This window comes from Azospirillum soli, assembly GCF_017876165.1.
Taxonomy (GTDB): Bacteria; Pseudomonadota; Alphaproteobacteria; order Azospirillales; family Azospirillaceae; genus Azospirillum; species Azospirillum soli.
On the sequence record NZ_JAGINQ010000008.1, the window covers coordinates 46,191 to 71,732 of the forward strand.

The window sequence follows — 25,542 nt, forward strand, 5'->3', positions numbered from 1 at the left end:
GGGATGCGCCGGCGGGCACGCCGGTGCCTCAGTTGCTTTTGGAGTTCAGTGGGTCCCATGCACCGTTCACCGCCGCGCCAGCACGTCTACCGCCAGCCCGTCGTCCTCGGCACTCAGGTTCAGGCCACCGTCAAGTGGTACGATCCCACCCGGGGGTTCGGCTTCGTCAAGTTCGAGGACGGCCAGCCCGACGCCCTCATCCCCGCCGCCATCGTCGCGACGGCCGGTCATGAAGCCCTGCCCGACGGCGCGACCGTCGTCGTGGACGTGGTCGAGGGGCGCAAGGGCAATCAGGTCAGCGCCCTGCATTCGGTCGATACCTCCACCGCCGCTCCCGCCCGTCCGCCGCGCCCGCAGGGCGACCGCGGGTATGGGGATCGCGGTGGGTATGGCGATCGGGGCGGGGACCGGGGCGGCAACCGTGGTTTCGGTGACCGCGACCGGGGCTATGGTGAGCGCAGCTTCGGCGACCGCAACTCCGGTGATCGGGGTGGCGAGCGCGGCGGCTTCGGCGGTCGCGAGCGGAGCTTTGGTGATCGTGGCGGAGACCGGGGCGGTGATCGCGGCGGCTTCGGCAATCGGGGCGGTGACCGTGGTGGCGACCGTGGTGGGCCGCGCCGGTCCTTCGACCGTTCCTCCGAGGGCGGCCCGACCCAGCAGGTCGAGGGCACCGTGAAGTGGTTCAACACCACCAAGGGCTTCGGCTTCATCGCGCCGGACAACGGCGGCCAGGACGTGTTCGTGCACGTCAAGGCGGTCGAGCGCTCCGGCTTGCCGGGCCTGAACGACGGTCAGCGCGTGCGCATCACCGTCCGCCAGGGCCAGAAGGGTCCCGAGGCCGTGTCGGTCGAAGGGACGTAAGGCGCAGAGGACGGGTGCCCCCTCGGGAAGGGGGCACCGTTTGCGCTACGTCCGCGTCCCCGCCCAGCCGGTTTCCGACACCGTCACGGGATCGGCGGACGGACGGCGGTGCATCTCCTTGCTCTCGGCGTTGACGCCACGCAGATGCTCGGCGGCTTCGCGGAGCGCGCGCTCGCTGGCGTTGTCGGGCACTTGGAGCCCGGCGTCGGGGCCAAGGGCCGCGTCCTCCTCGGCGATCTCGCGGGTCGCCTGGTCCCAATGCTGGAGGTGCCGGCCCTCGGGACGGCCCTCGCGGTCCCAGATGGCGTGGGCGCGCTCGCGGATGCGCGGATCGTCGCTGCCGGTGATGTGTTCCATGGGATGCCTCCTTCAGCCACGGTCGGGTTCGGACGGCGAGGAGATCTGCTCCAGGGCCGAACCGGCGGCGCGGTCGTCCTTGGCGTCGGTGGCGAGATCGCCCAGCGACACGATGCCGACCAGCCTCTCGTCGCGGTCGACGACGGGCACGCGGCGGATCTGCTGGTCGCCCATCAAGCGGGCGACGTCGTTGACGGGGTCGTCCTCGTAGCAGAAGCGCGGCTCGGTGGTCATGACCTCCGACACCTTGCACTGGTCCGGCGCCATGCCTGCCGAGGTGGCGCGCACGGTGATGTCGCGGTCGGTGATCATGCCCAGCAGCTTCGCCCCGTCGCACACCGGCAGGACGCCGACGTTCAGCTGGTCCATCAGCTGGGCCGCCTTGCGGATCGTGTCGTTCGGCCCGACGACCTGAACGTCGCGGGTCATGATGTCGCGGATGGTCATGGGAAAGAGCCTTCCTTCGCCCGAAAGTGGTTTGTTTCCGCCACCGTCAACAGCCGGCGGACGGTGGCGTGCCACAACCCTGCGGAGGTAGCGCCTTGCCGACCGCTTACGTGCTGATGGGCCCGCCGGGTAGCGGCAAGACGACGTGGCGCAACGCCTTCCTGGCGGAGCGCGCCGGCCGGGCGGTCGCCGTCAGCCGCGACGACGTGGTGGAGGATTTCGCCGCTGCCAACGGGCTGAGCTACCGCGAGGCGTGGCGGGCCTTCGCCAAGCCCATCGACAAGGAATACCGACGGCGTCTGACGGACGCCTTCACCCACGGGCTGGATGTGGTCGTGGACGCCACCAACGTCACGGCGAAGGCGCGCAGGCGCATCCTGTCCCGCGTGCCGGAGGGGTGGGAGCGGGTGGCCGTGCTGTTCGACGCGCCGGACGCGGAGCTGGAGCGCCGCCTGCGGGAACGCGCGGCGGCCGGCGGCACGCGGGTGCCGCTGTGGATCATCGCCACCATGCGCAAGGACTGGGTCCCGCCCGAACCCGGCGAGTTCGACCGGGTGCTGACGGTCGGTCCGTCCGCCTAATCGGCGCGGGGCCGCAGGATCAGGCGGAACTCGTCGCCGTGGTTCTGCTTGGCGACGCAGTCCCAGCCGCGCTGCTCCAGCTCCGCGTAGAGCGGCACCGGATCGCGGTCGAAATGCGCCATGATGGCCGGAGCCTCGCCGGATTCGACAAGGCGAAGCACGGCGTTCAGCGGTCCCGGCGGCATCATGCCGCGCACGTCGATGTGCACGACGTTGCCCTCGCGCCAGATCGCGCCGGGCTTGGGCAGGGGCGGCGGCAGGACGGTCCCGCCGTCCATGCGGCGGAAGCAGATGCGCCAGTGCCCCGGCCCCACCGGGCGCCCGACCGAGGTGAAGCCCTTGCCGGCCAGCACGCGGCGCAGCGGGGCGGGGTCGAAGGGGGCATCGACGACCAGGAAGCCGTTCGGCGGCACCTCCGGCACCCGCGCCATGATGTCGGCGAAGGGGTCGCGGCCCGAGGCCAGGATCGGCCGCACGTCGAGGTGGACGGCCCCGCTCTCCTCCGCCTGGGTGAACCAGTCGTTCGGGCCGGCACCGCAGGGGGCGGGCTTCGGGGGCGGAGCCGCCTTGGGCGCCTCGGCGGCGGCCCCGCTCAGCACGGCGGTGAAGCGGTCGAGCGGCACGCCGGCCATGCGCGCGGCCTCGGCAACGCGCAGGCGGGCGGGAACGGCGTCCTGCCCGATCAGGTCGGCCAGCGCGCTGTCGGGGCCGAGCAGATCCAGAAGCCGCGCGCGCGCGGACTCGTCGTCGCGCAGGACCTTCAGAAGGGACGCGTTGGAAGCGATGGGCCCAGGAGCAATGGACATGACGGCCTCACAGCCAATAGAGGGGACTGACCCCGAACAGCCAGGGGTGGATGATGAGCATGGCGGCATAGGCGGCCACGGTCCCCAGCGCACGCCCCCAGCCGATCTCGGACCACACAAGGCGCTGGCGCCCGGCCAGGACGGCGGCGAAGGGAAGGGCGGAGGTCTCGGCCCGGAAGGTCTGGCCGGCATCGGTGCGGCGCAGGACCCAGTCGTTCTTGATCATAGCGAACAGGGCGATGGCGGCCATGGTGACGAACAGCACCACCCGCCGCCCGTCGCCGGTCGCCTGGAGGTGCAGCAGCGCCCACAGCAGAAGCCCCATGCTGCCGGGAAAGCGGGTGATCCGGTAGATGCCGGCCGGCGGGTTGGGCCGGTCGTGCTCCCCGAACTTGGTGGTGATGCGGGCGAGGATCAGCAGGAAAGCCAGCGGCATCAGCGCGACGACCAGCGGAGCCGCCCAGCCGGCGGGGATGAACAGCGGCATGCCGCCCCCGGCCTCGCGGTAGGCGTAGACGAACAGGGCGAGGGTCGCCAGCGAACCGAGGGAATGCAGGGCGACGAAGCCCGGCCGCCCCAGCCGCGCGATCAGCGCCGGCCGCACCCCCGGCCAGGACGGCGCGGCGTGGCTGACGAACAGAAGCAGGGCGGCGAAGGTGAGCGTGCTGGTCATGGGGAGAGAAAACACCGGATCGCGAACCGTTAGCCTTGATGACAGTCAAGAGGTCGGGGGAGCAAGCACGGCGGACGGCTTTTCTCAAGCGGGCGGCTTTTCTCAGGCGGACGCGGAACGGATCGGGGGCGGGGACGGTTCCAGATGCGACATGACCGAATGGATCATCGCCACCGTCCAACAACTCGGCTACGTCGGCATCTTCCTGATGCTGATCCTGGCCCGCGTGCTGCCCCCCGTCCCGGCGGAGACGGTGATCCCGCTGGCCGGGATGGGGGCGGCGAACGGCGACTTCAACCTGCTGCTGGTGGCGCTGGCCGGCGGGCTGGGCTCGGCGGTGGGGGAGATGGTCTGGTACCTGCCCGCCCATCTGCTGGGCCGCGAGCGGTTCGAGGCGTTCCTGCGCCGCTACGGCCACTGGCTGACCGTGCGGCCGGAGCAGGTGCATCAGGCGACCGAGTGGTTCGCCCGGCGCGGCGGCATCGCCGTGATGCTGTGCCAGCCCTTGCCGGGGCTGCGCACACTGATTTCCATTCCGGCGGGGGCCTGCGGGCTGCGGCTGCCGGTGTTCCTGGCCTATTCCGCGACGGGTTCGACCCTGTGGGTGCTGGTGCTGGCGACCACCGGCTATCTGGTGCGCACCGGCTTTCCGGAGCTGGCGAACTACATGGTGCCGGGTGCCCTGCTGCTGTTCGCGACGCTGCTGTTCCTGTACGTGATCCGGCTGGTGCGGCACCGGCGCAGCACGCGCCTGTCGCGCTCCGAGAGCTGAGCCGCGCGAATCCCAGGAACTTTCGCGGCAGGCGGCCGTTGCTGCGGCGGATATCCGAACGGCCATACACGTTCGTCCAGCAGGAAGCCGAACCATGAACCGGAAACGCTTAACGTCCCTGGGATGGCGCGCCGCCGCCGTCCTGTCGGCGTCGCTTGGGCTTGCCGCGTGCGCCAGCGACGTCCCCCCGCCCACGGCGCAGCTCGGCGCCTCCAGCCAGGCGATCCTGACCGCCGAACGGGCCGGCGCCCTTCAGTACGCGCCGACCGAGTACCAGTCCGCGCGCGAGAAGCTGGCCGCTGCCGACGCCGCCATGCGCGCCGACGAGCGCACCCGCGCCCGCCGCCTCGCCGAGGAAGCGCAGGTCGAGGCCGAACTCGCCACCGTGCGCTCCCAGCGGGCCAACGCCCAGCAGGCGGCGAGCGCGGTGCGCAGCACGGCCGTCCCCGTCGCGCCCTATCCGAACGCGCCTACCACCTCGGCCACCGCGCCGCTGCTGCCGCCGGTGAACAGCGGCAACACGAGCTGGAACAGCCCGCGCACGCTGGAGGGAACGCCATGAGGACGCCTGTTCTCTTATCCCTGGGCGCTCTGGCCGCGGCGCTGGCCGGTTGCGCCACCCCCACCGACACGCCGGCCCTGGTGCAGGCGCGCCAGAACTACGCGACCGCCGCCGCCGATCCGAACGTCGCCGGCAACGCGGCGCTGGAACTGCGCCGCGCCGAGGAATCGCTGCGCCTTGCCGAGGCCCAGCGCCGGGACGGCAACGTGGCGGAGATGGACCATCAGGCCTATCTCGCCACCAAGCAGTTGCAGATCGCCCAGGAGGTGGCCGCGCTGAAGGGCGCGCAGCAGGTCGTCGCCAACGCCGACACCTACCGCCTGCAGGCCCGCAACGCCCAGCTGGAGCAGGAGCTTCGCGAACTGCAAGCCCAGCGCACGGAGCGCGGGCTGGTCATGACGCTGGGCGACGTGCTGTTCGCCACCGGGAGCGCCCGGCTGACGGCGGGGGCGGAAACGCGGCTGGACCGCCTCGCCCAGTTCATGCAGCAGCACCCGGACCGCACGCTGCGGGTCGAGGGCTTCACCGACAACACCGGCTCGTCGGCGACGAACCTGCGGCTGTCGGAGGAGCGCGCCATGGCGGTGCGCGACGCGCTGGCCGCGCGCGGCGTGAACCCCGGCCGCATCGTCGTCCAGGGCTTCGGTGAATCGCAGCCGGTGGCGTCCAACGCCACGGAGGCGGGGCGCCAGCAGAACCGTCGCGTGGACATCGTGATTTCGGACACGGGCTCGGTGGCCGAAACGCGGTACTGAGGAGCGCTCAATCCCCTCTCCCGCCTCCGGCGGGAGAGGGGATCAGTGGCTTTCCCTACGCCGCCGTGGCCGTGGCGCCATGGGCGCCGTGGTAGTTGTGCCACATGGCCTGAAAGCGGGGCTGGCGGGCCAGAAGCTCGTCCATCGTGCCGATGTCCACGACCTTGCCGGCGTCCATCAGCACCACCGCGTCGAAGCGCGGCAGCAGGTGCAGGCGGTGGATGGCGGACATCACGCAGGCATCCTTGAATTCGGCCAGCAGCGCGTCGTAGATGCGCAGCTCGGTCGCCGGATCGACGCTGCTGGTCGGCTCGTCCAGCATGACGAGGCTGGAGCTTTGCGCCGCCAGGATGCCGCGCGCGAGCGCAAGCCGCTGGCGCTGGCCGCCGGACAGGTTCACGCCGCCCTCGCTGATCGCCGTATCGAGCCCGGCGGGCAGGGTTTCCAGAACCGGGGCCAGTTGGGCCAGACGGCAGGCGCGCACCACCTCGCCGGGGGCGTAGTCGATGCCCATGGTGATGTTCTGGCGGATGGTGCTGTCGAAAATCTGCGGCTCCTGCGGGATCAGCGTGGTGATCGAGGACAGGTCACGCAGGTCCGGGCGCGTGGTGCCGTCCACCGACAGGGCGACGGCGTCGGCGGCGTAGAGGCCGGCGAGGACGCGCAGCAGGGTGCTCTTGCCCGAACCGCTTTCGCCGATCAGCGCGATGCGCGTGCCTCGCGTCAGGTCCAGCGACACATGGTCCAGCGCCGGACGCGGACGCCGCTCGCCGGGGCGTTCGGCGTGGCGGAAGAACAGGCCATCCACGCGGATCGAGGACCAGTTCTCGGGCACGCTGGCCGAGGCGCCGGCGCGCGGCGCGGCGTCCAGGATGGCGGCGGCCCCGGCAACGTCGGCCTGATGACGGACGAGATCCTGCCAGTGCGTCGCCATGGATCCGACCACGGTGCCGATCTGCTGCGCGTACTGATGCACCATCACGGCGGTGCCCAGCGGAACCATTCCGCCCTGCCGCCACGCCAGCCACGCGTAGAGCACGACGAGGCCGCAGCGCAGCGCGTTGTTCATCAGATCCACCACGCACCACTTGGCCTCGTTCACCACGACGTGGCGGCGGATCGGCTCGAACAGGTGGTCCAGCCGCTCCCCCAGCACGCGGCGCGTGGCCGACTGGAGACGCAGGGTCAGCACGGTGGAGATGTTGCCCACACAGTCGGACAGGCCGGCGAAGTAGCGGCGCTCGCGCCGGTTCTCCTCGGTCAGCAGGCGGACCATGAGGACGTCGAACCACACCAGGAACACCGCCAGCAGCCCATAGCCGGCCAGCGCCGCCGCCCCGGTCATGGCGGAGATCACGAACAGCGCGGCGATGGGGCCGATCAGGCTGACGAGGTTCTGGAGGTAGATGAACTGATTTTGCGAAAAGGAGAACAGGGCGCCGGACGCCTTGTTGATGCGCTGGATCGTCTCGCCGGTGTGGTTGCGGTCGTGCCAGACCAGCGGCAGCGTGATGAGGCGCCCGTAGAGCGCGTCGGCGAAGCGCCCGCGCACCCGCAGGGCCACGAACCGTTCCATCACCCGGCCGGGGCCGTGCATCGCCCAAGCCACCACGGCGACCCCCAGCATCAGCGCCATGTACCAGCCGGCCGTGCCGAGTTCCTGCGCGCCGGCGGTCTGCGCCGTACCTTGCAGGGCGTTCACCGCCTCCCCGAACAGGTAGGGGATGCCGAGGCGAAGCACCTGCGCCAGGAACAGCAGGGTCAGGAAGCCGGTGAGCAGGCCGCGCGAGCCGGCGGTGTGGCGCCAGAAGGTGCCGTACAGCCCCTTGAGCCCGGCGGCGAGGCCCTGGCCATGGTCACGGTTATGGTCACGGTCCGGGTCGCGGCCGTGCGTGATGTCGGGGGAGTGCATGGGGGTGCCCCTTTGCCCGTTTCAATCCGTTCGTCGATGGGCGGCGGAAGCTAGGGGCGGGGTGGTTAATCAAAATTTACCTAAATAAACGGGCGCTGTGTCATTTCGGGGTGCGGCATAATGGTTGGCGAATGTTGTGCAGTTGCTTCGAATACGTTTCAAACGCAATGTTCCCTTTACCTTTCTGTGCGTAAGGTTTTAACTCTGCGCGAAATAGGCGGGCGCCATGCGTCCGTATGCGTGCAGGAGAATTTCCGGTGATCACTGCTCAGGTCGGCGAGGGCGCGATGCTCGGCAAAGGCTTCTTCAAGGCTCAGGCTCTGCTGCTTCTGGTGGTTGGCGTGCCGGTGTTCGTCTTGGTGGTTCTGCTGAACCCGCTGTGGAACGCCACGCTCGAACAACTGGGCGTGCCGGAGGGGCCGGCGGCGGCGCTCGGCATGATCGGCACGATCATGGTGGTGATGTTCGGCCAGTATTTCGTGCTGGAATCGCGCCGGACCATGGTCACGTCGCTGTTCAACTTCATCCCGCACGAACATCTGACCTTCGACGGCGAGACGCTGACCACCGAGGAGGCGAACCGCCTGTTCGCCACCCTGCACCGGGATTCGGAGGCATGGCGCCGGCTGCTGCGCGAGAACGGCGCGGCCGGGCCGCTGGACGGCTTCGCCGACCTGTGCGCGGCGCGCCTCGCCTTCGCCCAGCGCCCGCAGGGTATTCCGGCCGAAGCGGAACGGGCGCTCGCCCAGGTTCCGGCGACGGTGGATCAGGCGAACGCCCGCCTGCGTGCCGCGCTGGAGCAGGCCGAGGACGCGGCGCGCACCGTGCGCGAGCGTCTGGCCGGCGTCGAAGCCAGCGTGGCCGAGGTGGTCGGCTTCATCCGCGACAGCGGGCGGGAGGTCGCCGGGCGCCACGACGGCACACAGCGCGGGGCGTCGGAGAACCAGGCGCTGCTCGCCAACCTTCAGGACCATCTCGACCGCCGCCGCGCCGAGGCGGACGCCGACCAGACCCGGTTCGAGCAGATCGTCGCCGAGTCCCGCGCGCTGGAGGAATCGGTCAGTTCCATCACCCGCATCATGTCGGCGACCAACATGCTGGCCCTGAACGCCGCCATCGAGGCGACGCGCGCCGGTGAATTCGGCCACGGCTTCCGCGTGGTGGCAAACGAGGTGCGCGATCTGGCCCGCCAGTCGAACGAGGCGATCCAGGTGATCCAGAAGGGCATCGACCGCATGCAGCAGGCCATCGCCCAGCAGCTTGCCGGCCAGGACGCGCAGCAGAAGGTCGAGGCGGAGCATCAACTGCTGACCGCGCTGGCCGACCGTCTCCAGGAACTCGGCGCCGGGCGGCAGGATCTGGCCGGGCACGAGCGGCGTCTGGTGGGGGAGCTTGACCGGCTGGGCGCGTCGCTCGCCGGGGCGGTGTCGGGAGTGGCCGGCGCGGTCGGCGTGCCGGACGGCCTGCGCCGCGAACTGGACGAGGTCGGCCGGGGGCTGGCGCGCCTGTCCGACGTGAACGCCGACCTGTGCAGGATTGTGGGCCGCAGGATCGTGGACCGCAGGATCGCGGGCACGAGCGCGCGGGTGGCATAACGGCGGGGAAACGTCGCCTGGGCTGCAACGATTGCGCGGCTTTCCTGTTGTGGTTGGCGAAACAAGGAACGAGCGCCCGACGATGGCGCCGCCACCACATGGAGAGTGAGAGGATGCGTAACCTGATGATCGGCGCCGTTTCGGCGCTCGCGCTGATGGCCGGGTCGGCCCTGGCTCAGAATGCCGATGTTCCGTCGAAGTCAACGACGTCCCCGACCATGACCGCGCCGTCCACTGGCATGTCGCCCACGGCACCGTCCACCGTGTCGCCGTCCACCACGTCGCCGGCGACCGGCCTGAGCACCACGGCGCCGGGCTCCTCCGGTTCCACCATGACGCCCGGTTCCTCGGGCTGGTCGGGCCAGACGACCGCTCCGTCCGGCCTCGGCAGCGCGACCAGCAGCAGCCCGGCCGCCGACAACCAGCGGGCGACCGGCACGCTCTGCCCGCCGGGCACGCCGAACTGCAAGCCGGACTCCGGCGGCAGCGGCCAGTAACGCCGCCAGTCGTTTAACGCCGCCAATCGCTGACGCGGGTGGTTGACTGCGATGGGGGCGCGCCGGGCAGCCGGCGCGCCCCTATCTGCGTTTAGCCGACCGCGTCCACGGCACGCTCCGCCGGGATTTCCGTGGGGAAGCGCAGGACAAAGCTGGTGCCGCGCCCTTCCTCGCTCTCCACCCGGATGGCGCCGCGCAGGCGGTTGGTCACGATGTTGTAGACGATGTGCAGGCCGAGCCCGCTGCCGCCCTTACCGCGCCGGGTGGTGAAGAAGGGGTCGAAGACGCGGGAGCGGTGCGCGGGCGGAATGCCGCAGCCGTCGTCGGCGAAGCGCAGTTCCACCTCGCCCGCCGCCGGGCGGGTGACCGTGACGGTCAGCGTGCCGGCGCGCCCGTCGGGATAGGCGTGGGTGACCGCGTTCATGGTCAGGTTGGTCAGCACCTGGAACAGCGCGCCGGGGTAGCTGTCCAGCACGATTCCCTCCGGGCAGTCCACCACGACGCGGTGGCGGGTCTGCTTCAGACGGGGGTGCAGGCTGGTCAGCACGTCCTCCAGATAGCCCTTCAGATCGACGCTGCGCCGCTCCTCGCTGGTCTGGTCCACGGCGGTCTGCTTGAAGCTCTGGATCAGGTCCACCGCGCGGTTCAGGTTGGTCTCGATCAGGCCGCAGGCCTCGGCCGCCATGCCGAGATAGCCGGTGAAGTCGCTGCGGCGCAGCGTGTTGTCCTCGACCCGCCGGGCGATCTGGCGCGTGCTGTCGGCCAGATGCGTGATGCCGGTCAGTGCGATGCCCACGGGCGTGTTCACCTCGTGCGCAACGCCGGCCACCAGCGCGCCGAGCGAGGCCATCTTCTCCGCCTGGATCAGGTTTTCTTGGGTGTCGCGCAGGTCGGCCAGGGCGCGTTCGGCGCGCTGCTTGGCGGCCTCGCGCTCCTGCTCGGACAGCTTGCGCGGGGTGATGTCATTGACGGCGACGAGGATGGCCGGCTCGTCCGCGTCCCGGATCTCCACGGCGGAGAGCGTCGCCCAGAAGGGGCGGCCGGCGGCGGTGCGCATGCGCAGTTCCAAATCGTGCACGGCGCCATGTTCCGCGATCCGCAGCGTCAGCCGGTCGGCGTCGGCCGGGTCAATGAAGAAGCGGCCGTCGCGCGTCAGCGTCAGCCTCTCCCCCCGCGTGTCGAACAGCGTTTCCGCCTGCGGGTTGAAGAACAGGACCGAACCGTCGAACACCCGCGTGATGACGATGGGGAAGGGCGAGGCGGCGAGGATGGCGCGCATCCGCTCCTCCCCCGCCTTCAGCGCCTGAGCGTATTCGTGGGTTTCGACCAGCGCTGCGCCGAAGCGCTCGACGCTGGTGGAGATGGCCTGCAATTCGGTGAACAGGGCGGGCTTCAGCCGCACCGTCCGCCGCTCCCGCTGGACCTGGGACAGGGCCGCCGAGGCGTTCAGGATCGGCCGCACCACATGAAGGCGCAGCAGCCCATACAGGATCAGCTGGACCAGCGCCGCCGTGCCCAGCCCAAGCCCGACGATCAGCAGGCCCTTGTCGGCGTAGACGGTGAGCGTGGCGGCGATCCGCTGGGTTCCTGAGGCGGCGTCGGCGGTCAGGCTCTCGCTGAGGTCGTTGAGGACGCCGTGAGCGATTTCCGTCTCCAGCCCCATCAGGGATTCTTCGGCCAGCATGTCCCGGCGCAGCGCGAACAGGCCGCGCAGGTCGTCGAGGTCGCGCGCGATCCGGGCCAGCGGCGCCTGCACGCCGGGTTCCAGCGGCAGCAGCGCGTTCAGCGCCGCCGTGGCGTAGCCCTGGAAGCGGGTGTCGAGATCGTCGAGCAGCACGGGATCGGTGGCGATGACCGCCCCGGTCAGCGCCTCCAGCGCGCGGAAGAAGGGCTCGCGCACCGACAGCGGCGCGTCCGCCTGCATCAGCAGAAGGAACGCCTCGTCCCCCTGCGCCCGCAGATGGGTGACTCGGGCGGCCTTGGCGCTGATGCCGTCGGCGCGCTCGGCGGTGCGGCGCGCGGCCTGGAGCGCCTGCTCCACACGGCTGAGGATGATCGGTTCGATGTCCTCGGCGACGAAGCGGCCCGCGACGCGTTCCGCCTCGGCCAGGGCGCGCATCCGCTCCTCCGGGGCGCGGGAACGCAGCACGGCCTCGGCAAGCTGCCCCATGCGCGCGGCGAAGATGGCGTATTCCTGCTGTCTGGTGATGCGCGGGACGATGGCGGTTTGGGCTTCCCCGGCGAGATCCCGGACGTTCAGGAAGGCCCCGCCGACCGTGAGCACCAGCCCGACCATCAGCACGCCCGTGGCCAGCGCGGTCAGCAGGGTGACGGTGTGCAGGCGCAGCCGACCGCCGCCCTGCCGCGCCCCCTGCCGCGCCGGGATTCCCGGCCGGGAGGAGGGATCGAACGGCATTCCCGCCTGTTCCCGATTCACGCACCCGCTCCCGGCCCATGCACAACCCGCAGCCGACGATAGCCGCTTCCGTTCGCCTTGCAAATGGTGGCCGTGCCGAGAGCCGGCTGGTGTCTATGCCGTGGCGGGCTTCAGGGCGGCCGCGTCACCGGCGGCGGCGGCGACCAGGGTGCGGAACAGCGCCTGCTGGCGGTTGTCGGCGATCAGGTATTCCGGGTGCCACTGCACGCCGATCAGGAAGGGATGGGCCGCCGCCTCGATCCCCTGGACGACGCCGGCATATTCCCGCGCCACCACGCGCAGGCCGTCGCCCAGCCGGTCCACCGCCTGATGGTGCAGCGCGTTCACCCGGCATTCGGCGATGCCGACGATGCGGTAGAGGCGGCTGTCCGGCTCGATCCGGATGCGCTTGCGCGGCAGCACGGTGCGCAGTTGCGGCGCTTCCTCGTAGACCTCGTGGATGTCGATGTGCAGCGAGCCGCCCCGGTGCACGTTGATCATCTGCGAGCCCCGGCAGATGCCCAGAACCGGCATGTTCCGCTGGGCGGCGCAGTCCAGCGCGTTCAGCTCCAGCTTGTCGCGCTGGGGGTCGATGCGGATGTGCGGGCGCGCGGTCTCGCCGTAGAGGGCCGCGTCGATGTCGTCGCCGCCGCCGACCACCAGCCCGTCCAGCCGGTCGATGGGGAAGGGATCCCGCGCGGTGATGCGCACCGCCCGCGCTCCCGCCCGGCGCAGCGCCAAGCGGTTCGCCCACCAGGCGATGCGGCTGCCGTGCACCGAGGCGGTGACGCCGATCAGCGGCCGTCCATTGGGGAATCCGCTGGGAAGCAGGGCGGGCATCCGGCCAGCCTCAGCCGGCGAGCCGCCGCCCGGCTTCGGCGGCCCAGTCGTCCAGTGCCTTGCGCGCGGCGAAATCGCGGTAATCAGCGCCCAGCCGGTCGAGCCGTTCGCGGTCGGCGGCCAGTTGCTCCACCGCCACCCAGCGGTTCCAGTCCTGGGCCAGCCGCCAGTCGGGATCGCCCAGCCGGGCGTTGGGCAGGCGGTAGTGGAAGGTCGGGCGCGGGCGGACGTGCGGGTCCTTGACCTTGGCGAACAGCGTGTCGGGGTCGAGGTGCGCGAAGAGGGGGAACAGGTCCAGCTCCCGGTTGCGGGTCGGGTTGGATTCCAGATAGTCGGCGATCAGCTGGTCCATGTCCGGCCGGTAGGCGGGATCGACGACCTTGGCGGCGTAGTCGGTGGGGAAGGCGGCGATGAAGCCGGTCAGCCGGCGCGTCGGATCGACACGGATCTCGCTGCGCAGCCAGGGCGACAGGATCAGGAACGCCTTCAGATGGTCGAGTATATGGTCCGCGTCGGTGCGCGCCACCTGCGGGTTGAGGTGCAGGCCGAAGGCGAACAGCGGGCTCGCCTCCGTGCCGGACGCGCCGCGTTCCCGCAGGGTGGTGAACAGGGCCTCCAGCTCGCTCAACCGGTCGAAGGGGATGGGCGGGGCGGCGATCTCGAACGGCATGACGAGGCTGCCGATGTTGCCCCACAGGGGGCGCAGCTTCTCCACGACCAAGTCGAGCTTGCTGGGTTCGCCCTCGCCGTCCTTCGGTTCGGGGTGGGCGGAGCGCATGTCCAGTTCCACCGTGAAGTCGCCCAGCCGGGTTCCGCGCACGCGGCACCGGTGGGGGTTCTCCAGCTCCAGCGTGCCGCCGTAGAGGTCCCGCACCGCCGCCGCGGCGGACGGGGCGTCGAGATCGGCGAACTCCACCTCGACGCCGACGCGGCGCGGCGAACCGTCGGGGGTGGTGCGGTGCGGGGGCATCAGAAAGGGCGTGTCCATGGCGCCCGTTCAACACCGCTGACGGTGCGGCGGTTCCGCAATGCATCAGCGCGCAACCCGCCTGCGGCAGAGTGCATCGGAGCGAGTTGTTGAGCGGGGGTGGCAGACTGTTACATTCGCGATGTGGAGCGGGGCGGCGGAACGGCCGCCGCCCGCCCACACTCTGGAAGGAGATGGAGGATGAAAGAGATCCTCACCCTTCTGGTCCTGGTTCTGGAAATTGTCAGGCGGCTGCTTGACCTTCTGAACTAGGCCGGGCGCGGAGGCGGCGGGTACCAGCCGTCGTCTCCCGTGCCTTGATTGTGGTGTCGCCGTGCCTTCCTGTCAATTCACCACGGGCGGAGCGACTTTAGGAATCACGCTTCTGCCGCCGCGGTCTTTGCATCGCCGTCCTGCCGGCCGGCCGTTCCCAGATGCCCAGTGGCGCGAGGCAGGTAAAGGGTGAAGGTCGTGCCGACGCCCACCGTGCTGGTCACCGTCAGGGTGCCGCCCGACTGCTTGGCGAAGCCGAAGACCTGGCTGAGGCCGAGGCCGGTTCCCTTGTCCGCCGGCTTGGTGGTGTAGAAGGGCTCGAAGATGTGGCCCAGATGCTCCGCCGGGATGCCGGTGCCGGTGTCGCGGACGACCAGCGCCACATAATCGCCGGTCAGCCCGATGCCGTCGCCGCGCCGTTCAAGCAGCGACCGGTTCTCGGCCGTGATCGACAGGCTGCCGCCTTCCGGCATCGCGTCGCGCGCGTTCACGGCGAGGTTGATGAGCGCGATCTCCATGGCGTTGGGATCGGCGTGGATGGGCCACAGGCTGTCGGGGACGGTCAGGCTGATGTCGATGTTGCTGTCGGTCGTCCGCTTCAGCAGGGCGGCCAGATCAGCGGCGCGGTCCTGAAGGCGGAAGCGGACCGGTTCGTGCGCGCTGCGCCGGCCGAAGGCGGCGAGCTGGCGCGTCAGCGACTGCCCGCGCGTGACGGCGGTCAGGATCGCTTCGGCGTAGCGGACGACCCGTTCCTGGTCCTGCGGCTTGCGCTTGATGATCTCCGCGCCGCTCATGACGATGCCGAGCAGGTTGTTGAAGTCGTGCGCGACGCCGCCGGTCATCCGGCCCAGCGCCTCCAGCCGGATGCTTTCCTCGCGGGCGGCCTCCTCAAGGCGGCGCAGGCGCAGCTCGCGGATCAGCAGCCAGAGGAAGGTGCCGGCCAGCGTCAGGCTGAGCAGCACGCCGGCCCCCACCAGCCACAGCGCGTCCCGCAGGGGGGCGATGTAGAGCGTTCGCGGGATGGCGACGTGCACCGACCAGCCGTGTTCGGGCAGGACCTGATAGGCCGTCACGGTCGGCGTGCCTTCCAGGCTGGCGCCCTCGTAGACCCCGCCGCCGCCGCGCGCCCGCGCCGCCAGCGCGCTGTCGCTGGCCGGCTGGCCGATCAGATCGGAGGAACCGCTGCTGCGCGCCACGAGGCGACCTTCGGAATCGACGACGGCGCCGATCCAGCCCACCGGAAGGGCGCCGTCCAGAAGAAGATTGCGGAAAGCCTGCGGCATGATGACGGCCGACACGACGGAGATCACGGCCCCGTTCCGGACCACCGGCACGCGGATGGCGAAGGCGGCCCGGCCGCGCGGCCCGCGCAGGATGCTTCCGATGGCCGGCGCGCGCGTCTCCACGGCACGGGTCAGGCTGGGCATGTCGACGACCTTGCCCGGCGCGCCGGCGACGAGCTTGGGGGAATCGACCAGCCGGTTGCCCTCCGTGTCGCTCAGCACGATGGTGGTCCACAGGGGAAGCTCGCCCTGCACCCGTTCCGCGTAGTCGAAGAAGGTGGCCTCGTCGGGCACGCCGTCGAGCAGCGGCGATTGCGCCAGCGTGCGCAGGATGTCGATTTGCGCGTTCAGCTCGTGCTCGATCAGCGCGGACAGCCGGTGCACCTGCTGCACGGCGTTGCGCTCCATGGCGGACTGCTGCTGGCGCAGCCACGCCACGCCGAGCACCGCCGAAAGAACCACCAACGGAAGCAGGGCGGCCAGCACCAGGAGAATGAGCGGGCGGTGATATCTCATGAACGCGCGCACGGATCCCGGGGAGTGGCGATGGGGCACTCTAGCACGCAACCGATGGTGCGTGTATCGGGGTTTCGGGTGGGTCGCGGCGCACTCCTCCCGGAGTGATCCGCTCAGGTGTCCCAGTTCGGAGCCCAGCTCGGCGCGACGGTGCGGGTGTGGCCTTGCAGCTTGTCCAGCGCCGCGCGGTCGGCGGGGTCGAGATCGAGGTCGAGCGCGGCGAGGTTGTCGCGCAGATGCTCCATGCCGCTCGCCTTGGGAATCGCGGCCACGCCGTCCTGGCCCAGCAGCCAGGCCAGCGACACCTGGGCGGGGGTGGCGCCGTGCTTGGACGCGATGCGGCGCACCTCCGGATGGGTCAGAACCTTGCCATGCGCCAAGGGGCTGTAGGCGACCAGCGGCATGCCGCGCGGGCGCAGATAGTCCAGAACCGGCCGCTGTGACAAAAGTGGGTGATACTCGACCTGATCGCAGAAGATTTCGGCCCCGACCTCCTCGACCGCCTGCTGAAGCAAGGCGACGGGGAAGTTGCTGACGCCGATGTGGCGCAGCTTTCCGGCCTCGCGCAACTCCGCCATCGCCTCAAGCGTCTCGGCCAGCGGCACGCGCGGGTTCGGCCAGTGGATCAGCAGCAGGTCCAGCCAGTCGGTGCGCAGGCGGCGCAGGCTTTCCTCGGCCGAACGCAGCACGTCGGCGCGGGCCAGCCGGTCCATCCACAGCTTGGTGGTGAGGAACAGCTGTTCGCGGTCCACGCCGGATTCAGCGATGGCGGCGCCGACCTCCGCCTCGTTGCCATAGGCCTGCGCCGTGTCGATGTGCCGGTAGCCAAGGTCGAGCGCGCCGCGCACCACCCGGGCGCAGGTCGATCCCGCCAGCTGCCATGTGCCGAGGCCCAGGGCCGGCATCCGGGTGCCAAGATGCGTAAGCGTTTTCATCGTCACTACCTCTTTCGAATGACCAAAAGCATAGAATTTTAGAAAAACAAAAAATCAAAAGACCAGAAATACGACGATGTCTTACCTCGCATGAGCTGATATCGCTTTGTGTATCCAAAGTAGCCCTTGGATTATGCCGCTGCAATTAACTGTGATTTAACCATGATGGGGGTATCCATGGTCTCGGCGGCGCGGTGAGGCTTTCTGGCTTCAGCCGGTTGTCCGCTCAGGGAGCCTGTGAGACGCCATGACCCTTCTGGCCCGCCTTTTCCTGCTGGTCCTGCTCGCCGTGCTGCCGGCCATCGGCATCCAGGCCTACAGCGTGTTCCAGCTGCGCGCCGAGCGTGAGGAGGAGGTGGCCGCCCAGGCGGAGCGTCTTTTGCATCTCGTCGAGGGTGAACAGGCGCGCATCGTGGATGGTGCGCGGCTGATGGTCACCAGCATCGCGGAATCCTCCTCCTTGCGCACGGGCGACTTCGAACGCTGCCAGGGGCATCTGGGGCGTCTGGCCCGCCGCACCCCGGAATACCGCAACCTGACCGTGGTGGACCGCAGCGGCAAGCTGCTGTGCAGCGGGTCGCCGGAAACGGCGGAGACGTCGTACGCAGAGGTGCCGCACGTCCGCCGCGCCATGGAGGAAGGGCGGTTCGTGGTCGGCGAATGGACCCCGACGATTGGCGGTGGGGCCGTTCTGCCCTTCGCCGTCCCCTTCCGCAACGATGCCGGGGCGGTGGCCGGGGCGGTCGCGCTGGGGCTGGATCTGCCCTGGCTGTCGGCCAACTTCGCGGCGCGCCCGCTGCCCGACAACGCCAGCCTGACGGTGACCGACCGCAAGGGCGCCATCCTGGTCAAGCTGCCCAACGGCATCGCCCAGCGCGGCGAGCGCGTGCCGGAGCCCTACATGGGGCTGGTGGATGACGAGCGCGGCGGGGTGGTGACCCTGCCGGGGCTGGACGGGGTGACGCGCGTGCTGGCCTATTCGCCCGCCAGCCACGGAATTCGCGACCTGTTCATCAGCGTCGGCATCGACCACCGCGCCGTCATGGGCAACATCGACCGCGCCACGCACCAGGGCCTGATGATGACGCTGGCCGGGCTGCTGGTGGCCATCGCCGCCGCCTGGATCGGCGGCACCCTGTTCATCCGCCGGCCGGTGGAGGCGCTGATCCTCGCCGTGCAGGGCTGGCGCGAGGGCAACTCCACCGCCCGCGCCGGTCTGGTGGACCGCACCTCGGAAATCGGCCAGCTCGGTCGCGCCTTCGACGCCATGGCCGAAACGCTGGAAGCGCGCGAGCGCGCGCTGCGCGGGTCTGAGGAGCATCTGCGCGCGGTGCTCGACTCCCTGCCGTCCTTCGTGGGCGCGCTGACGCCGGAGGGAGTGGTCCTCAACGTCAACCGCGCCGCCATCGACGCCGCCGGCCAGCCGGCGGAGCAGATCGTCGGCCGCCCCTTCGACGAGGCCTGCTGGTGGGCGTTCGACCCGGCCGCGCGCGCCCGACTGCGCGACGCCATCGCCCAAACCGCTCAGGGCCGGTCCACGCGCTTCGACGCGGTGATCCGGGTGGCCGGCGGGCGGTCGGCCATCGTGGACGTCAGCCTGACGCCGATGCTGGACGCCACGGGCAAGGTCACGCACCTGATCGCGTCCGGCATCGACATCACCGAGCGCAAGAGCACCGAGGAGGCGCTGCGCGTCGCCAGCGAGCGGTTCCGCACGGCGCTGCGCAACTCCGGCGTGGTGGTGTTCAACCAGGACCGCGACCTGCGCTACACCTGGATGCACAACCCGGCTCTGGGCCTCACGGCCGAACATGTCGTCGGCAAGACCGACCGCGACATCTTCGAGGATCCGCGGGACGCCGAGGCCCTGATCGCCATCAAGCGCCGTGTGCTGGAGACCGGCGAGGGTGCCTGCGAGGAGGTCTGCGTCCACCACAAGAGCAAGGTCTACTACTTCGACCTGACGGTTGATCCGCTGCTGGGGCCGGACGGTTCAGTCATCGGCGTGACCTGCGCCGGAATTGACGTGACCGGCCGCAAGCAGGCCGAGGCCGACCTGCAACGCGCGCGGGAGGAGGCCGAGCAGGCCGCCGCCGGCAAGTCCAAGTTCCTGGCCGCCGCCAGCCACGACCTGCGCCAGCCGGTCCAGTCGCTCTATCTCTTCTCCGCCGCGCTGGCCGACCGGCTGCAGGGCAATCCCAGCCTGCCGCTGCTGGACAACATGCGCCAGTCGCTGGACACGCTGAAGGGGCTGCTGGACGGCCTGCTGGACATGTCGCGGCTGGAATCCGGCAAGATCCAGGTCACGCCGACCGACGTGCGGCTGGGCCAGCTGCTCGGCCGCCTGATCGCCGAATACGCCCCGCGCGCCGCGCAGAAGGGGCTGGAGCTGCGCGGCGTGCCGACGCGGGCCTGGGTGCGCACCGATCCGGCCCATTTGGAACGCATCCTGCGCAACCTGATCGAGAACGCCCTGCGCTACACCCGTAGCGGCCGCATCCTGATCGGCTGCCGCCGCACCAAGGACGGCGTGCGGGTGGAGGTCTGCGACACCGGCATCGGCATCCCCGCCGACCGTCTGGACGAGATCTTCGAGGAGTTCACCCAGTTGAGCGCCACCGGCGACCGTGGCCTGGGGCTGGGCCTCGCCATCGTGAAGCGGCTGTCCGGCCTGCTCGGCCACAAGGTGGGCGTGCGGTCGAAGGAGGGGCTGGGCTCGGCCTTCTCGGTGGAGTTGCCGCGCGTTGTCGTCGCCAAGTGCCGCCCGTCCTCCGTCGCCGTGCGCCAGCCGGCCAACGACAGCGCGACCAAGGGCATGGTGCTGGTCATCGACGACGAGGCGATCATCCTGCTGGGCCTGAAGGCGATGCTGGAGGGCTGGGGCTACAGCGTGCTGACCGCCGGGTCGGGGGATCAGGCTTTGGAGCGGCTGCGCGCCGACGGCCGCCGCCCGCAGATCGTGCTGGCCGACTACCAGCTCCAGCAGGGCCGGACCGGGCCGGAAGCGCTGGCCGCCGTGCAGGGCATGCTGGGCGGGGAGGTGCCGGGCATCATCCTGACCGGCGACACCGCACCGGAACGGTTGCAGGAAGCCCAGCGCAACGGCTTCCAGATCCTGCACAAGCCGGTCTTCCCGAACGAGCTGCGCCGGATGATGGCCAGCGCCGGGGCGGCGTAAGATTTCCGGGGATGTGCTCAATCTTCACGGATTGCACCGATTTGAACACGGATTACGCGGATTGTTTATGGCTTGCGAAGCGCGCACCTGCTGAAGGGCTTGCGCTTCGCAAGCCTTTCTAAATCCGTGTAATCCGTGGCAACATCCGTGCAATCCGTGAACAATCAGTACTGAACGGGCAGGCTGGTCTCAGCGCTTGCCCATCAGCCGTCGCCACAGCGGCGTTGTCTGTGCCTCCGCATCCTTTTCGGCAAGCCATTGGTCGGCCAGTTCGCGCACCTGCCAGTTGCCGAGGAAACGGTCGCAATCGACGGCAGCGTAGAGCCGCACCCTGTCCTTGCCCAGCCGTTCGAAATACTCCAGCGTCCTTTGGCGGTCGATGTCTTCCATTACCCGCATCGTGCCGATACCCATGCTATGGTGCCCGCAGCAGCGGCTTACATTATATTTTTCTCAATAGCTTGGTATATAATGGGGATAATCCGGTGCGGCAATATGTCATTCGCCGGAGAGGCTTTTGGCCGCACCCGTGCCGAAAGGCAGGGTAAAAAACAATCCGCACCCCCTCCCTTCCCACCCGCGCTGTGCGCGTGCACAATGGACGGGACAAGAACAGAGGAGGGGAGACCATGAACAAGTCTTCGTGGTTGGTCGGGACTCTGGCGGCCGGTTTGGTTGGATTGTGGACGGCGGCGGCTTCGGCGCAGCAGCTGCCGAAGGTCACCGTCGCGATGAGCGGCTGGACCGGCTTCGCGCCGGTGACGCTGGCGAAGGAAACCGGCATCTTCCGCAAGAACGGGATCGAGGTGGAGATCAAGAAGATGCCCACCTCCAACCGCCATCAGGCCATGGCGGCGGGCGAGGTGCAGGCGATCACCACCACGGTGGACACGCACATCCTCTATGCCTCCTCCGGCGTGGACGTGACGCAGGTTCTGGTGCTCGACAGCTCGCACGGCGGCGACGGCATCGCGGTGCGCGAGGGGATCAACGGCGTCGCCGACCTGAAGGGCAAGCAGGTGGCGGTGCAGTTCGGCGGCGTGCCGCAGTTCTGGCTGGCCTATGTGATGAAGAAGAACGGGCTGTCGATCAACGACGTGCAGGCGACGAACCTGCAACCGTCCGACGCCGCCAACGCCTTCGTCGCCGGCCAGTTCGACGCCGCCGTGACCTACGAGCCCTACCTGTCCAAGGTGCGCGAGGCGAAGGGCAAGATCATCGTCACCTCCGACCAGACGCCGGGCGTCATCATCGACACGCTGGCCTTCCAGCCGGATTACATCAAGAAGAACCCCAAGGTCGTCCAGGCCTTCGTGGACAGCTGGTTCGAGGCGCTGGAGATGATCAAGGCCGACCAGCAGAAGGCCTTCGAGATCATGGGCAAGGACGTCAACCAGACGCCCGAGCAGTTCGCCGCCTCGGCCAAGTTCGTGCGCTGGTACGACAAGGACGGCAACCGGGACTATTTCGCCAAGACCTTGCCCGGCTTCATGAAGGAGGTGCAGGACGTGATGCTGGAGGCGAAGCTGATCCGCAAGGCGCCACCAAACCTGGAGGCGATGATGGATCCGTCCTTCGTGAAGTGACTTGCCGATGCCGTCGCTTTTCACACCGTTGAAGCCGGTGGCGCCGACCCTGCGCACGGTGCTGGCGGTCGCGTGCTTCGCGCTGTTCTTCCTGGGCTGGGGGGTGGCGACTTACGGCGGCTTCGTCAAGCCGCTGTTCCTCGCCTCCCCCGGCGACACGCTCGTCGCCGGCGTGGCGCTGTTCCGGGAGTTCGGCTTTGCCGAGGACATCGCCGTCACGGTGTGGCGGGTGTTCGCGGGCTTCGCCATGGCTGCGGCGGTCGCGGTGCCGCTCGGCATCCTGATGGGGGCGTTCAAGCCGGTGGAGGCGTTCTTTGAAGGCTTCGTGTCCTTCGCGCGCTATCTGCCGGCATCCGCCTTCATCCCGCTGCTGATCCTGTGGGCGGGGGTGGGGGAGTTCCAGAAGATCCTGGTGATCTTCATCGGCTCCGTCTTCCAGCTCATCATCATGGTGGCGGTGATCGTGGCGGGCATCCGCACTGATCTGGTGGAGGCCGCCTACACGCTCGGCGCCAAGCGCAAGGGGGTGGTGCTGCGCGTGCTGCTGCCGGCGTCGGCCCCGCAGATCTTCGAGGCGCTGCGCCTCGTGCTCGGCTGGGCCTGGACCTACGTGATCGTGGCGGAGCTGGTCGGCGCCTCGCGCGGGATCGGGCACATGATCATCGACGCGCAGCGCTTCCTCGACACCGGGCAGATGATCTTCGGCATCTTCGTCATCGGCCTGATCGGGCTGATCACCGATTTCCTGTTCCAGGCGGTCAACGCCCGGCTCTTTCCTTGGGCGAGATCGCGATGAGCAAGCTGTCCATTCGGGGTGTGGAAAAGACCTTTCCCGCCCGGCGCGGCACGGCCGCCACCCGCGCGTTGGAGCCGACCAGCCTGGAGGTCGCCGACAACGACTTCATCACCATCCTGGGGCCGTCCGGCTGCGGGAAATCCACGTTGCTGCGCGTCGTCGCCGGGCTGGAGACGCCCAGCGGCGGGGAGGTTCTGCTGGACGGGCAGGGTGTTGCCGGACCCGGCCCCGACCGGGGCATGGTGTTCCAGTCCTACACGCTGTTCCCCTGGCTGTCCGTGCGCGACAATGTCTGCTTCGGCCTGCGCGAGCGCGGCATGGCGCGGGCCGAGCAGTTGGCGATCGCCGACCGCTTCCTGGCCCAGGTCGGGCTGAAGGGCTTCGAAAACCACTTTCCGGCCCAGCTGTCTGGCGGCATGCAGCAGCGCACGGCGCTGGCCCGCGCGCTGGCCAACGATCCGAAGATCCTGCTGCTGGACGAGCCGTTCGGCGCGCTCGACCACCAGACGCGGGAGCTGATGCAGGAACTGCTGCTGGGGATCTGGGAGGCCGACCGAAAGACGGTGCTGTTCGTCACCCACGACATCGACGAGGCCATCTTCATGGCCAGCCGCGTCGTGGTGATGTCGGCCCGTCCCGGCCGCATCAAATGCGACATCGCCATCGACCTGCCGCACCCGCGATCCTACAAGATCAAGACGACGCCGGCCTTCGCCGCCTACAAGGAACGGCTGACCGAGGAAATCCGCGTCGAGACCATCAAGACGCTGAGCATGGAAGCCTGACGCGATCTCAGTCGTCCGCGCCGGTGCGGACGACCAGATCCGACAGGGCGATGCCCGCGCGCTTGGCGTCGGCGGCGAGGTCCCGCTGGTTTTCCCAGTGGGCGCGCCCGTTGATCTCCGCCAGACGGCCGTTCAGCCGCACCACCCACACGCCGGTCGTGGCCATGTGGACCACCTGCGCCAGACGGGGCGCGGACGAGGTGTCCGGTCGGGCGGTGGTCACGGGGCTGGACTTGGATTCCGTCCGGTCGAAGAACGGAATGTCGGGATAGCCACTGACCGGTTGAAGCGGGCGCCGTTCGCGGCGGTCGCTGGGGCGGTGCGACGGGGTGGCAATGGTGAGTTGCGGTCGTCCGATGAAGCTCATGGCGTGCAATCCTGGGCGATTCCAATCCGCCTGCTCGTTTGGTTTTTGGCAGGTCGTTACGTCCCTAAACTTCCATGGACGATCGATCAGAGTAAAGAGGAAAATTCGATATTTACTCTTATTAATCATTACCAAAATTTGAATAGCCAAGGGGAATATAAAGAAAGATTAAATACAATTTTATGAAATCGGGCAATCGTCTCGGTGGTACTACCATTGGATGGAGTGTTCGCAGCCGAAACTTTGGCGCGACCATTGGGTTGAGGGGGGCGGAGCGCCGATGAACTCAGCAGGAGGAAGAGATGGCCCCAAACAACCAGAACAATGAAAACCGGAACGACGCCCCCCGGAACGAAGGCGAAGGCAACCGCACCGCCGACAAGCAGTACCGCCAGGGTGTTCAGGAGCATGTCCAGCACCATGACGTCGAAGGCGATGCCAAGCGTGCCCGCGATGCCATTGACGGTCCCGAGGGCGACGAACTGCGCCGCGCCGAGGAAAAGGGCAAGAGCCACGCCAAGGGCGAGGATCCGCAGCTGAAGGGCTGACGGCTTTAAGATTTCAACCGGTTGAACGCATAGGCGTGTCGGGGCGGCCACGGGTTGGCCGCCCTTTTTCATACCTCGGAATAGTCACACGCAAAAGAGTGTTCGATCCGTAAATCATGAGCGTGGCCGTTGGCTGTGCAACCGGCCGCGCCCAGGATACGGGTAAGAAATACGGGTAGGAACATGTTGAAGAAAATTACAGTGATTCTGTTCGGTGCGCTCGTGCTTGCCGGCTGCTCGAACCTCAACCACCGCGAACAGCGCACGCTGAGCGGCGGTGCGATCGGCGCGGCGGGTGGTGCCGCCATCGGTGCCCTGACCGGCGGCAGCGCCGTCATGGGCGGCGTCATCGGCGGTGCGGCCGGCGCGGCCGTGGGCGCCCTGACGTCCGACAGCGGCAAGCGGCGGTAAATCCGTCCATTCCCTCTCCCCCACCTTTGTACAGAGCGGGGAGAGGGGAATTCACCTCTCGTCATCCTCGCCGAGAGAATCCAACGTCAGCGGACGGACTTCCAGGCGCGGATCCTGAACATGAGGTGGGGCCGGTGGCGGGGCGGCTGGCCTTGCCGGAGGCTGCCCCTGCACCGCCGGCCCCTGCACCGCAGGACGGCGGGCCGGCGCGCGGACCGGTTTGTTCACCGCGCCCCTCGGCCCGATGCTGGGGGCATCGCCGAAGTCCGGCAGCGGCGGGATGCGGTCCATCACCATGCGGATCAACTGGGCGATGCGGTCCGTCTGGGCGCGCAGATGCTGCCCGCGTTCGCCGTCGTAGAGCGGGTCGTCCAGGAACTTGCGGATCTCGATCAGACCGCGCAGCTCCACCCCGCAGACCTCGTGCGTGCCGATGGGCAGCGCCTTGACCCGCACGAAGGTCGCGAAGAAGGCGGCGCTCTCCTCGACGAACAAGACCACCATGCGGGCGTGCAGACGCTCCAGCGCGGTGGTCATCGGGCCGATCAGCTCCTCCATCTCCGACGGGGCGGCGTCCAGCCGCTCCTGCGTGACGGCGGCCAGCGCGAAGAAGTCGCGCACCTTGCGGGTGAACTTGCGGTAACGCCCCATCCCGCCGACCGAGACGCGCTCGCGCGCCGCCGCCGCCAGCTCGCCCGCCTTCTTCAGCATGGCGTCGAGCTGCATCAGCAGCTTGGCGACTTCGCGCTGGCGCTGCGCTGCGCTGACCATGGGCGCGGCGGGGGCTTGGCGTCGCGGGGGAGGGGGGCGGCCGATCATCCCG

General features: G+C 69.2%; 26 protein-coding genes. 12 read left to right on the top strand and 14 right to left on the bottom strand.

Translation table 11 applies throughout. From position 1 onward, the window contains the following. Positions 1–57 precede the first annotated feature (57 nt). Positions 58–861 carry a cold-shock protein gene (locus tag J2852_RS32045; protein WP_209876595.1) on the top strand — a complete coding sequence of 268 codons (804 nt, stop codon included), beginning with the start codon at positions 58–60 and terminating at the stop codon, positions 859–861. 45 nt (positions 862–906) lie between these two features. Here J2852_RS32045 and J2852_RS14385 read toward each other — a convergent pair whose 3' ends face one another. Beyond that, positions 907–1,218, bottom strand: a complete 312-nt coding sequence (locus tag J2852_RS14385) for a DUF2934 domain-containing protein (RefSeq protein WP_209876597.1) — start codon at positions 1,216–1,218, stop codon at positions 907–909. A gap of 12 nt (positions 1,219–1,230) precedes the next feature. Next, positions 1,231–1,665, bottom strand: a complete 435-nt coding sequence (locus tag J2852_RS14390; protein ID WP_209876599.1) for a CBS domain-containing protein — start codon at positions 1,663–1,665, stop codon at positions 1,231–1,233. Positions 1,666–1,760: 95 nt separating this feature from the next. Here J2852_RS14390 and J2852_RS14395 point away from each other — a divergent pair, with 95 nt between their 5' ends. Beyond that, positions 1,761–2,246, top strand: a complete 486-nt coding sequence (locus J2852_RS14395) for an ATP-binding protein (protein ID WP_209876601.1) — start codon at positions 1,761–1,763, stop codon at positions 2,244–2,246. Here J2852_RS14395 and J2852_RS14400 read toward each other — a convergent pair. Together J2852_RS14400 and J2852_RS14405 are read right to left on the bottom strand one after the other, a co-directional pair. Next, entirely contained in the window at positions 2,243–3,052 is an 810-nt protein-coding gene (locus J2852_RS14400) for a DUF2249 domain-containing protein (protein ID WP_209876603.1), read from the bottom strand. The genes J2852_RS14395 and J2852_RS14400 overlap by 4 nt on opposite strands. Positions 3,053–3,059: 7 nt before the next feature. Continuing rightward, entirely contained in the window at positions 3,060–3,725 is a 666-nt protein-coding gene (locus J2852_RS14405; RefSeq protein ID WP_209876605.1) for an NnrU family protein, read from the bottom strand. Between the two features lie 151 nt (positions 3,726–3,876). On the opposite strand from J2852_RS14405, the gene J2852_RS14410 reads away from it, so the two are divergent. The 3 genes from J2852_RS14410 (at position 3,877) to J2852_RS14420 (ending at position 5,814) form a co-directional block, all read left to right on the top strand. Further along, on the top strand, positions 3,877–4,497 hold the full coding sequence (locus tag J2852_RS14410; RefSeq protein WP_209876607.1) for a DedA family protein: 621 nt from the start codon (positions 3,877–3,879) through the stop codon (positions 4,495–4,497). A 94-nt stretch (positions 4,498–4,591) separates the two neighbouring features. Continuing rightward, positions 4,592–5,059, top strand: a complete 468-nt coding sequence (locus tag J2852_RS14415) for a DUF4398 domain-containing protein (protein WP_246499643.1) — start codon at positions 4,592–4,594, stop codon at positions 5,057–5,059. Continuing rightward, complete coding sequence (locus J2852_RS14420) at positions 5,056–5,814, top strand: OmpA family protein (protein WP_209876609.1); 759 nt, start codon at positions 5,056–5,058, stop codon at positions 5,812–5,814. The genes J2852_RS14415 and J2852_RS14420 overlap by 4 nt, the downstream gene beginning before the upstream one ends. Before the next feature lie 55 nt (positions 5,815–5,869). Here the strand turns inward: J2852_RS14420 and J2852_RS14425 are convergent, their stop codons facing one another. Further along, positions 5,870–7,726, bottom strand: coding sequence for an ABC transporter ATP-binding protein (locus J2852_RS14425; RefSeq protein WP_209876611.1), 1,857 nt, complete (start codon positions 7,724–7,726; stop codon positions 5,870–5,872). A 257-nt stretch (positions 7,727–7,983) separates the two neighbouring features. Here J2852_RS14425 and J2852_RS14430 point away from each other — a divergent pair, with 257 nt between their 5' ends. Then, on the top strand, positions 7,984–9,321 hold the full coding sequence (locus J2852_RS14430; RefSeq protein ID WP_209876613.1) for a methyl-accepting chemotaxis protein: 1,338 nt from the start codon (positions 7,984–7,986) through the stop codon (positions 9,319–9,321). A gap of 175 nt (positions 9,322–9,496) precedes the next feature. Here the strand turns inward: J2852_RS14430 and J2852_RS14435 are convergent, their stop codons facing one another. The 6 genes from J2852_RS14435 to J2852_RS14460 all read right to left on the bottom strand — a co-directional run bounded on the left by J2852_RS14435 (position 9,497) and on the right by J2852_RS14460 (position 17,048). Continuing rightward, on the bottom strand, positions 9,497–9,844 hold the full coding sequence (locus tag J2852_RS14435) for a hypothetical protein (RefSeq protein WP_209876615.1): 348 nt from the start codon (positions 9,842–9,844) through the stop codon (positions 9,497–9,499). A gap of 65 nt (positions 9,845–9,909) precedes the next feature. After that, positions 9,910–12,234, bottom strand: a complete 2,325-nt coding sequence (locus tag J2852_RS14440; protein ID WP_209876617.1) for a sensor histidine kinase — start codon at positions 12,232–12,234, stop codon at positions 9,910–9,912. 114 nt (positions 12,235–12,348) lie between these two features. After that, positions 12,349–13,074 (bottom strand): gamma-glutamyl-gamma-aminobutyrate hydrolase family protein, encoded by a 726-nt coding sequence (locus tag J2852_RS14445; protein WP_209876619.1) that lies wholly within the window; start codon positions 13,072–13,074, stop codon positions 12,349–12,351. A gap of 10 nt (positions 13,075–13,084) precedes the next feature. Then, entirely contained in the window at positions 13,085–14,062 is a 978-nt protein-coding gene (locus J2852_RS14450; RefSeq protein WP_209876622.1) for an amidoligase family protein, read from the bottom strand. Between the two features lie 356 nt (positions 14,063–14,418). Next, positions 14,419–16,113 carry a sensor histidine kinase gene (locus J2852_RS14455; protein ID WP_209876624.1) on the bottom strand — a complete coding sequence of 565 codons (1,695 nt, stop codon included), beginning with the start codon at positions 16,111–16,113 and terminating at the stop codon, positions 14,419–14,421. Between the two features lie 113 nt (positions 16,114–16,226). Beyond that, positions 16,227–17,048: an aldo/keto reductase gene (locus tag J2852_RS14460; protein WP_209876626.1), complete on the bottom strand. Its 822-nt coding sequence runs from the start codon at positions 17,046–17,048 to the stop codon at positions 16,227–16,229. 247 nt (positions 17,049–17,295) lie between these two features. On the opposite strand from J2852_RS14460, the gene J2852_RS14465 reads away from it, so the two are divergent. After that, positions 17,296–20,226: a PAS domain-containing protein gene (locus J2852_RS14465; protein WP_209876628.1), complete on the top strand. Its 2,931-nt coding sequence runs from the start codon at positions 17,296–17,298 to the stop codon at positions 20,224–20,226. A gap of 189 nt (positions 20,227–20,415) precedes the next feature. Here the strand turns inward: J2852_RS14465 and J2852_RS14470 are convergent, their stop codons facing one another. Further along, complete coding sequence (locus J2852_RS14470; RefSeq protein ID WP_209876630.1) at positions 20,416–20,616, bottom strand: hypothetical protein; 201 nt, start codon at positions 20,614–20,616, stop codon at positions 20,416–20,418. A gap of 239 nt (positions 20,617–20,855) precedes the next feature. On the opposite strand from J2852_RS14470, the gene J2852_RS14475 reads away from it, so the two are divergent. Genes J2852_RS14475 through J2852_RS14485 form a run of 3 tightly spaced genes read left to right on the top strand, consistent with a single transcriptional unit; the run spans position 20,856 to position 23,393 of the window. Then, on the top strand, positions 20,856–21,812 hold the full coding sequence (locus J2852_RS14475) for an ABC transporter substrate-binding protein (RefSeq protein WP_209876632.1): 957 nt from the start codon (positions 20,856–20,858) through the stop codon (positions 21,810–21,812). Positions 21,813–21,819: 7 nt separating this feature from the next. After that, positions 21,820–22,608, top strand: a complete 789-nt coding sequence (locus J2852_RS14480; protein WP_209876634.1) for an ABC transporter permease — start codon at positions 21,820–21,822, stop codon at positions 22,606–22,608. Continuing rightward, the gene (locus J2852_RS14485) at positions 22,605–23,393 is read left to right on the top strand and encodes an ABC transporter ATP-binding protein (RefSeq protein ID WP_209876635.1); all 789 of its coding nucleotides are present in this window, start codon (positions 22,605–22,607) and stop codon (positions 23,391–23,393) included. The genes J2852_RS14480 and J2852_RS14485 overlap by 4 nt, the downstream gene beginning before the upstream one ends. Positions 23,394–23,400: 7 nt before the next feature. On the opposite strand, the gene J2852_RS14490 is transcribed toward J2852_RS14485, so the two are convergent. Then, positions 23,401–23,760, bottom strand: coding sequence for a hypothetical protein (locus J2852_RS14490; protein WP_209876637.1), 360 nt, complete (start codon positions 23,758–23,760; stop codon positions 23,401–23,403). Positions 23,761–24,062: 302 nt separating this feature from the next. On the opposite strand from J2852_RS14490, the gene J2852_RS14495 reads away from it, so the two are divergent. Continuing rightward, positions 24,063–24,308: a hypothetical protein gene (locus tag J2852_RS14495; protein WP_209876639.1), complete on the top strand. Its 246-nt coding sequence runs from the start codon at positions 24,063–24,065 to the stop codon at positions 24,306–24,308. A gap of 183 nt (positions 24,309–24,491) precedes the next feature. Next, positions 24,492–24,719 carry a YMGG-like glycine zipper-containing protein gene (locus tag J2852_RS14500; RefSeq protein ID WP_209876641.1) on the top strand — a complete coding sequence of 76 codons (228 nt, stop codon included), beginning with the start codon at positions 24,492–24,494 and terminating at the stop codon, positions 24,717–24,719. Between the two features lie 51 nt (positions 24,720–24,770). Here J2852_RS14500 and J2852_RS14505 read toward each other — a convergent pair whose 3' ends face one another. Beyond that, positions 24,771–25,538, bottom strand: a complete 768-nt coding sequence (locus J2852_RS14505) for a hypothetical protein (RefSeq protein WP_246499645.1) — start codon at positions 25,536–25,538, stop codon at positions 24,771–24,773. Positions 25,539–25,542: the final 4 nt, after the last annotated feature.

Bases quoted from the DNA above. Each gene is read 5' to 3' on its own strand.
- J2852_RS32045 (WP_209876595.1), top strand. From the start codon at position 58: ATGCACCGTTCACCGCCGCGCCAGCACGTCTACCGCCAGCCCGTCGTC.
- J2852_RS14385 (WP_209876597.1), bottom strand. From the start codon at position 1,218: ATGGAACACATCACCGGCAGCGACGATCCGCGCATCCGCGAGCGCGCC.
- J2852_RS14390 (WP_209876599.1), bottom strand. From the start codon at position 1,665: ATGACCATCCGCGACATCATGACCCGCGACGTTCAGGTCGTCGGGCCG.
- J2852_RS14400 (WP_209876603.1), bottom strand. From the start codon at position 3,052: ATGTCCATTGCTCCTGGGCCCATCGCTTCCAACGCGTCCCTTCTGAAG.
- J2852_RS14405 (WP_209876605.1), bottom strand. From the start codon at position 3,725: ATGACCAGCACGCTCACCTTCGCCGCCCTGCTTCTGTTCGTCAGCCAC.
- J2852_RS14410 (WP_209876607.1), top strand. From the start codon at position 3,877: ATGACCGAATGGATCATCGCCACCGTCCAACAACTCGGCTACGTCGGC.
- J2852_RS14415 (WP_246499643.1), top strand. From the start codon at position 4,592: ATGAACCGGAAACGCTTAACGTCCCTGGGATGGCGCGCCGCCGCCGTC.
- J2852_RS14420 (WP_209876609.1), top strand. From the start codon at position 5,056: ATGAGGACGCCTGTTCTCTTATCCCTGGGCGCTCTGGCCGCGGCGCTG.
- J2852_RS14425 (WP_209876611.1), bottom strand. From the start codon at position 7,726: ATGCACTCCCCCGACATCACGCACGGCCGCGACCCGGACCGTGACCAT.
- J2852_RS14440 (WP_209876617.1), bottom strand. From the start codon at position 12,234: ATGCCGTTCGATCCCTCCTCCCGGCCGGGAATCCCGGCGCGGCAGGGG.
- J2852_RS14445 (WP_209876619.1), bottom strand. From the start codon at position 13,074: ATGCCCGCCCTGCTTCCCAGCGGATTCCCCAATGGACGGCCGCTGATC.
- J2852_RS14450 (WP_209876622.1), bottom strand. From the start codon at position 14,062: ATGGACACGCCCTTTCTGATGCCCCCGCACCGCACCACCCCCGACGGT.
- J2852_RS14455 (WP_209876624.1), bottom strand. From the start codon at position 16,113: ATGAGATATCACCGCCCGCTCATTCTCCTGGTGCTGGCCGCCCTGCTT.
- J2852_RS14460 (WP_209876626.1), bottom strand. From the start codon at position 17,048: ATGAAAACGCTTACGCATCTTGGCACCCGGATGCCGGCCCTGGGCCTC.
- J2852_RS14465 (WP_209876628.1), top strand. From the start codon at position 17,296: ATGACCCTTCTGGCCCGCCTTTTCCTGCTGGTCCTGCTCGCCGTGCTG.
- J2852_RS14470 (WP_209876630.1), bottom strand. From the start codon at position 20,616: ATGGAAGACATCGACCGCCAAAGGACGCTGGAGTATTTCGAACGGCTG.
- J2852_RS14475 (WP_209876632.1), top strand. From the start codon at position 20,856: ATGAACAAGTCTTCGTGGTTGGTCGGGACTCTGGCGGCCGGTTTGGTT.
- J2852_RS14480 (WP_209876634.1), top strand. From the start codon at position 21,820: ATGCCGTCGCTTTTCACACCGTTGAAGCCGGTGGCGCCGACCCTGCGC.
- J2852_RS14485 (WP_209876635.1), top strand. From the start codon at position 22,605: ATGAGCAAGCTGTCCATTCGGGGTGTGGAAAAGACCTTTCCCGCCCGG.
- J2852_RS14490 (WP_209876637.1), bottom strand. From the start codon at position 23,760: ATGAGCTTCATCGGACGACCGCAACTCACCATTGCCACCCCGTCGCAC.
- J2852_RS14495 (WP_209876639.1), top strand. From the start codon at position 24,063: ATGGCCCCAAACAACCAGAACAATGAAAACCGGAACGACGCCCCCCGG.
- J2852_RS14500 (WP_209876641.1), top strand. From the start codon at position 24,492: ATGTTGAAGAAAATTACAGTGATTCTGTTCGGTGCGCTCGTGCTTGCC.
- J2852_RS14505 (WP_246499645.1), bottom strand. From the start codon at position 25,538: ATGATCGGCCGCCCCCCTCCCCCGCGACGCCAAGCCCCCGCCGCGCCC.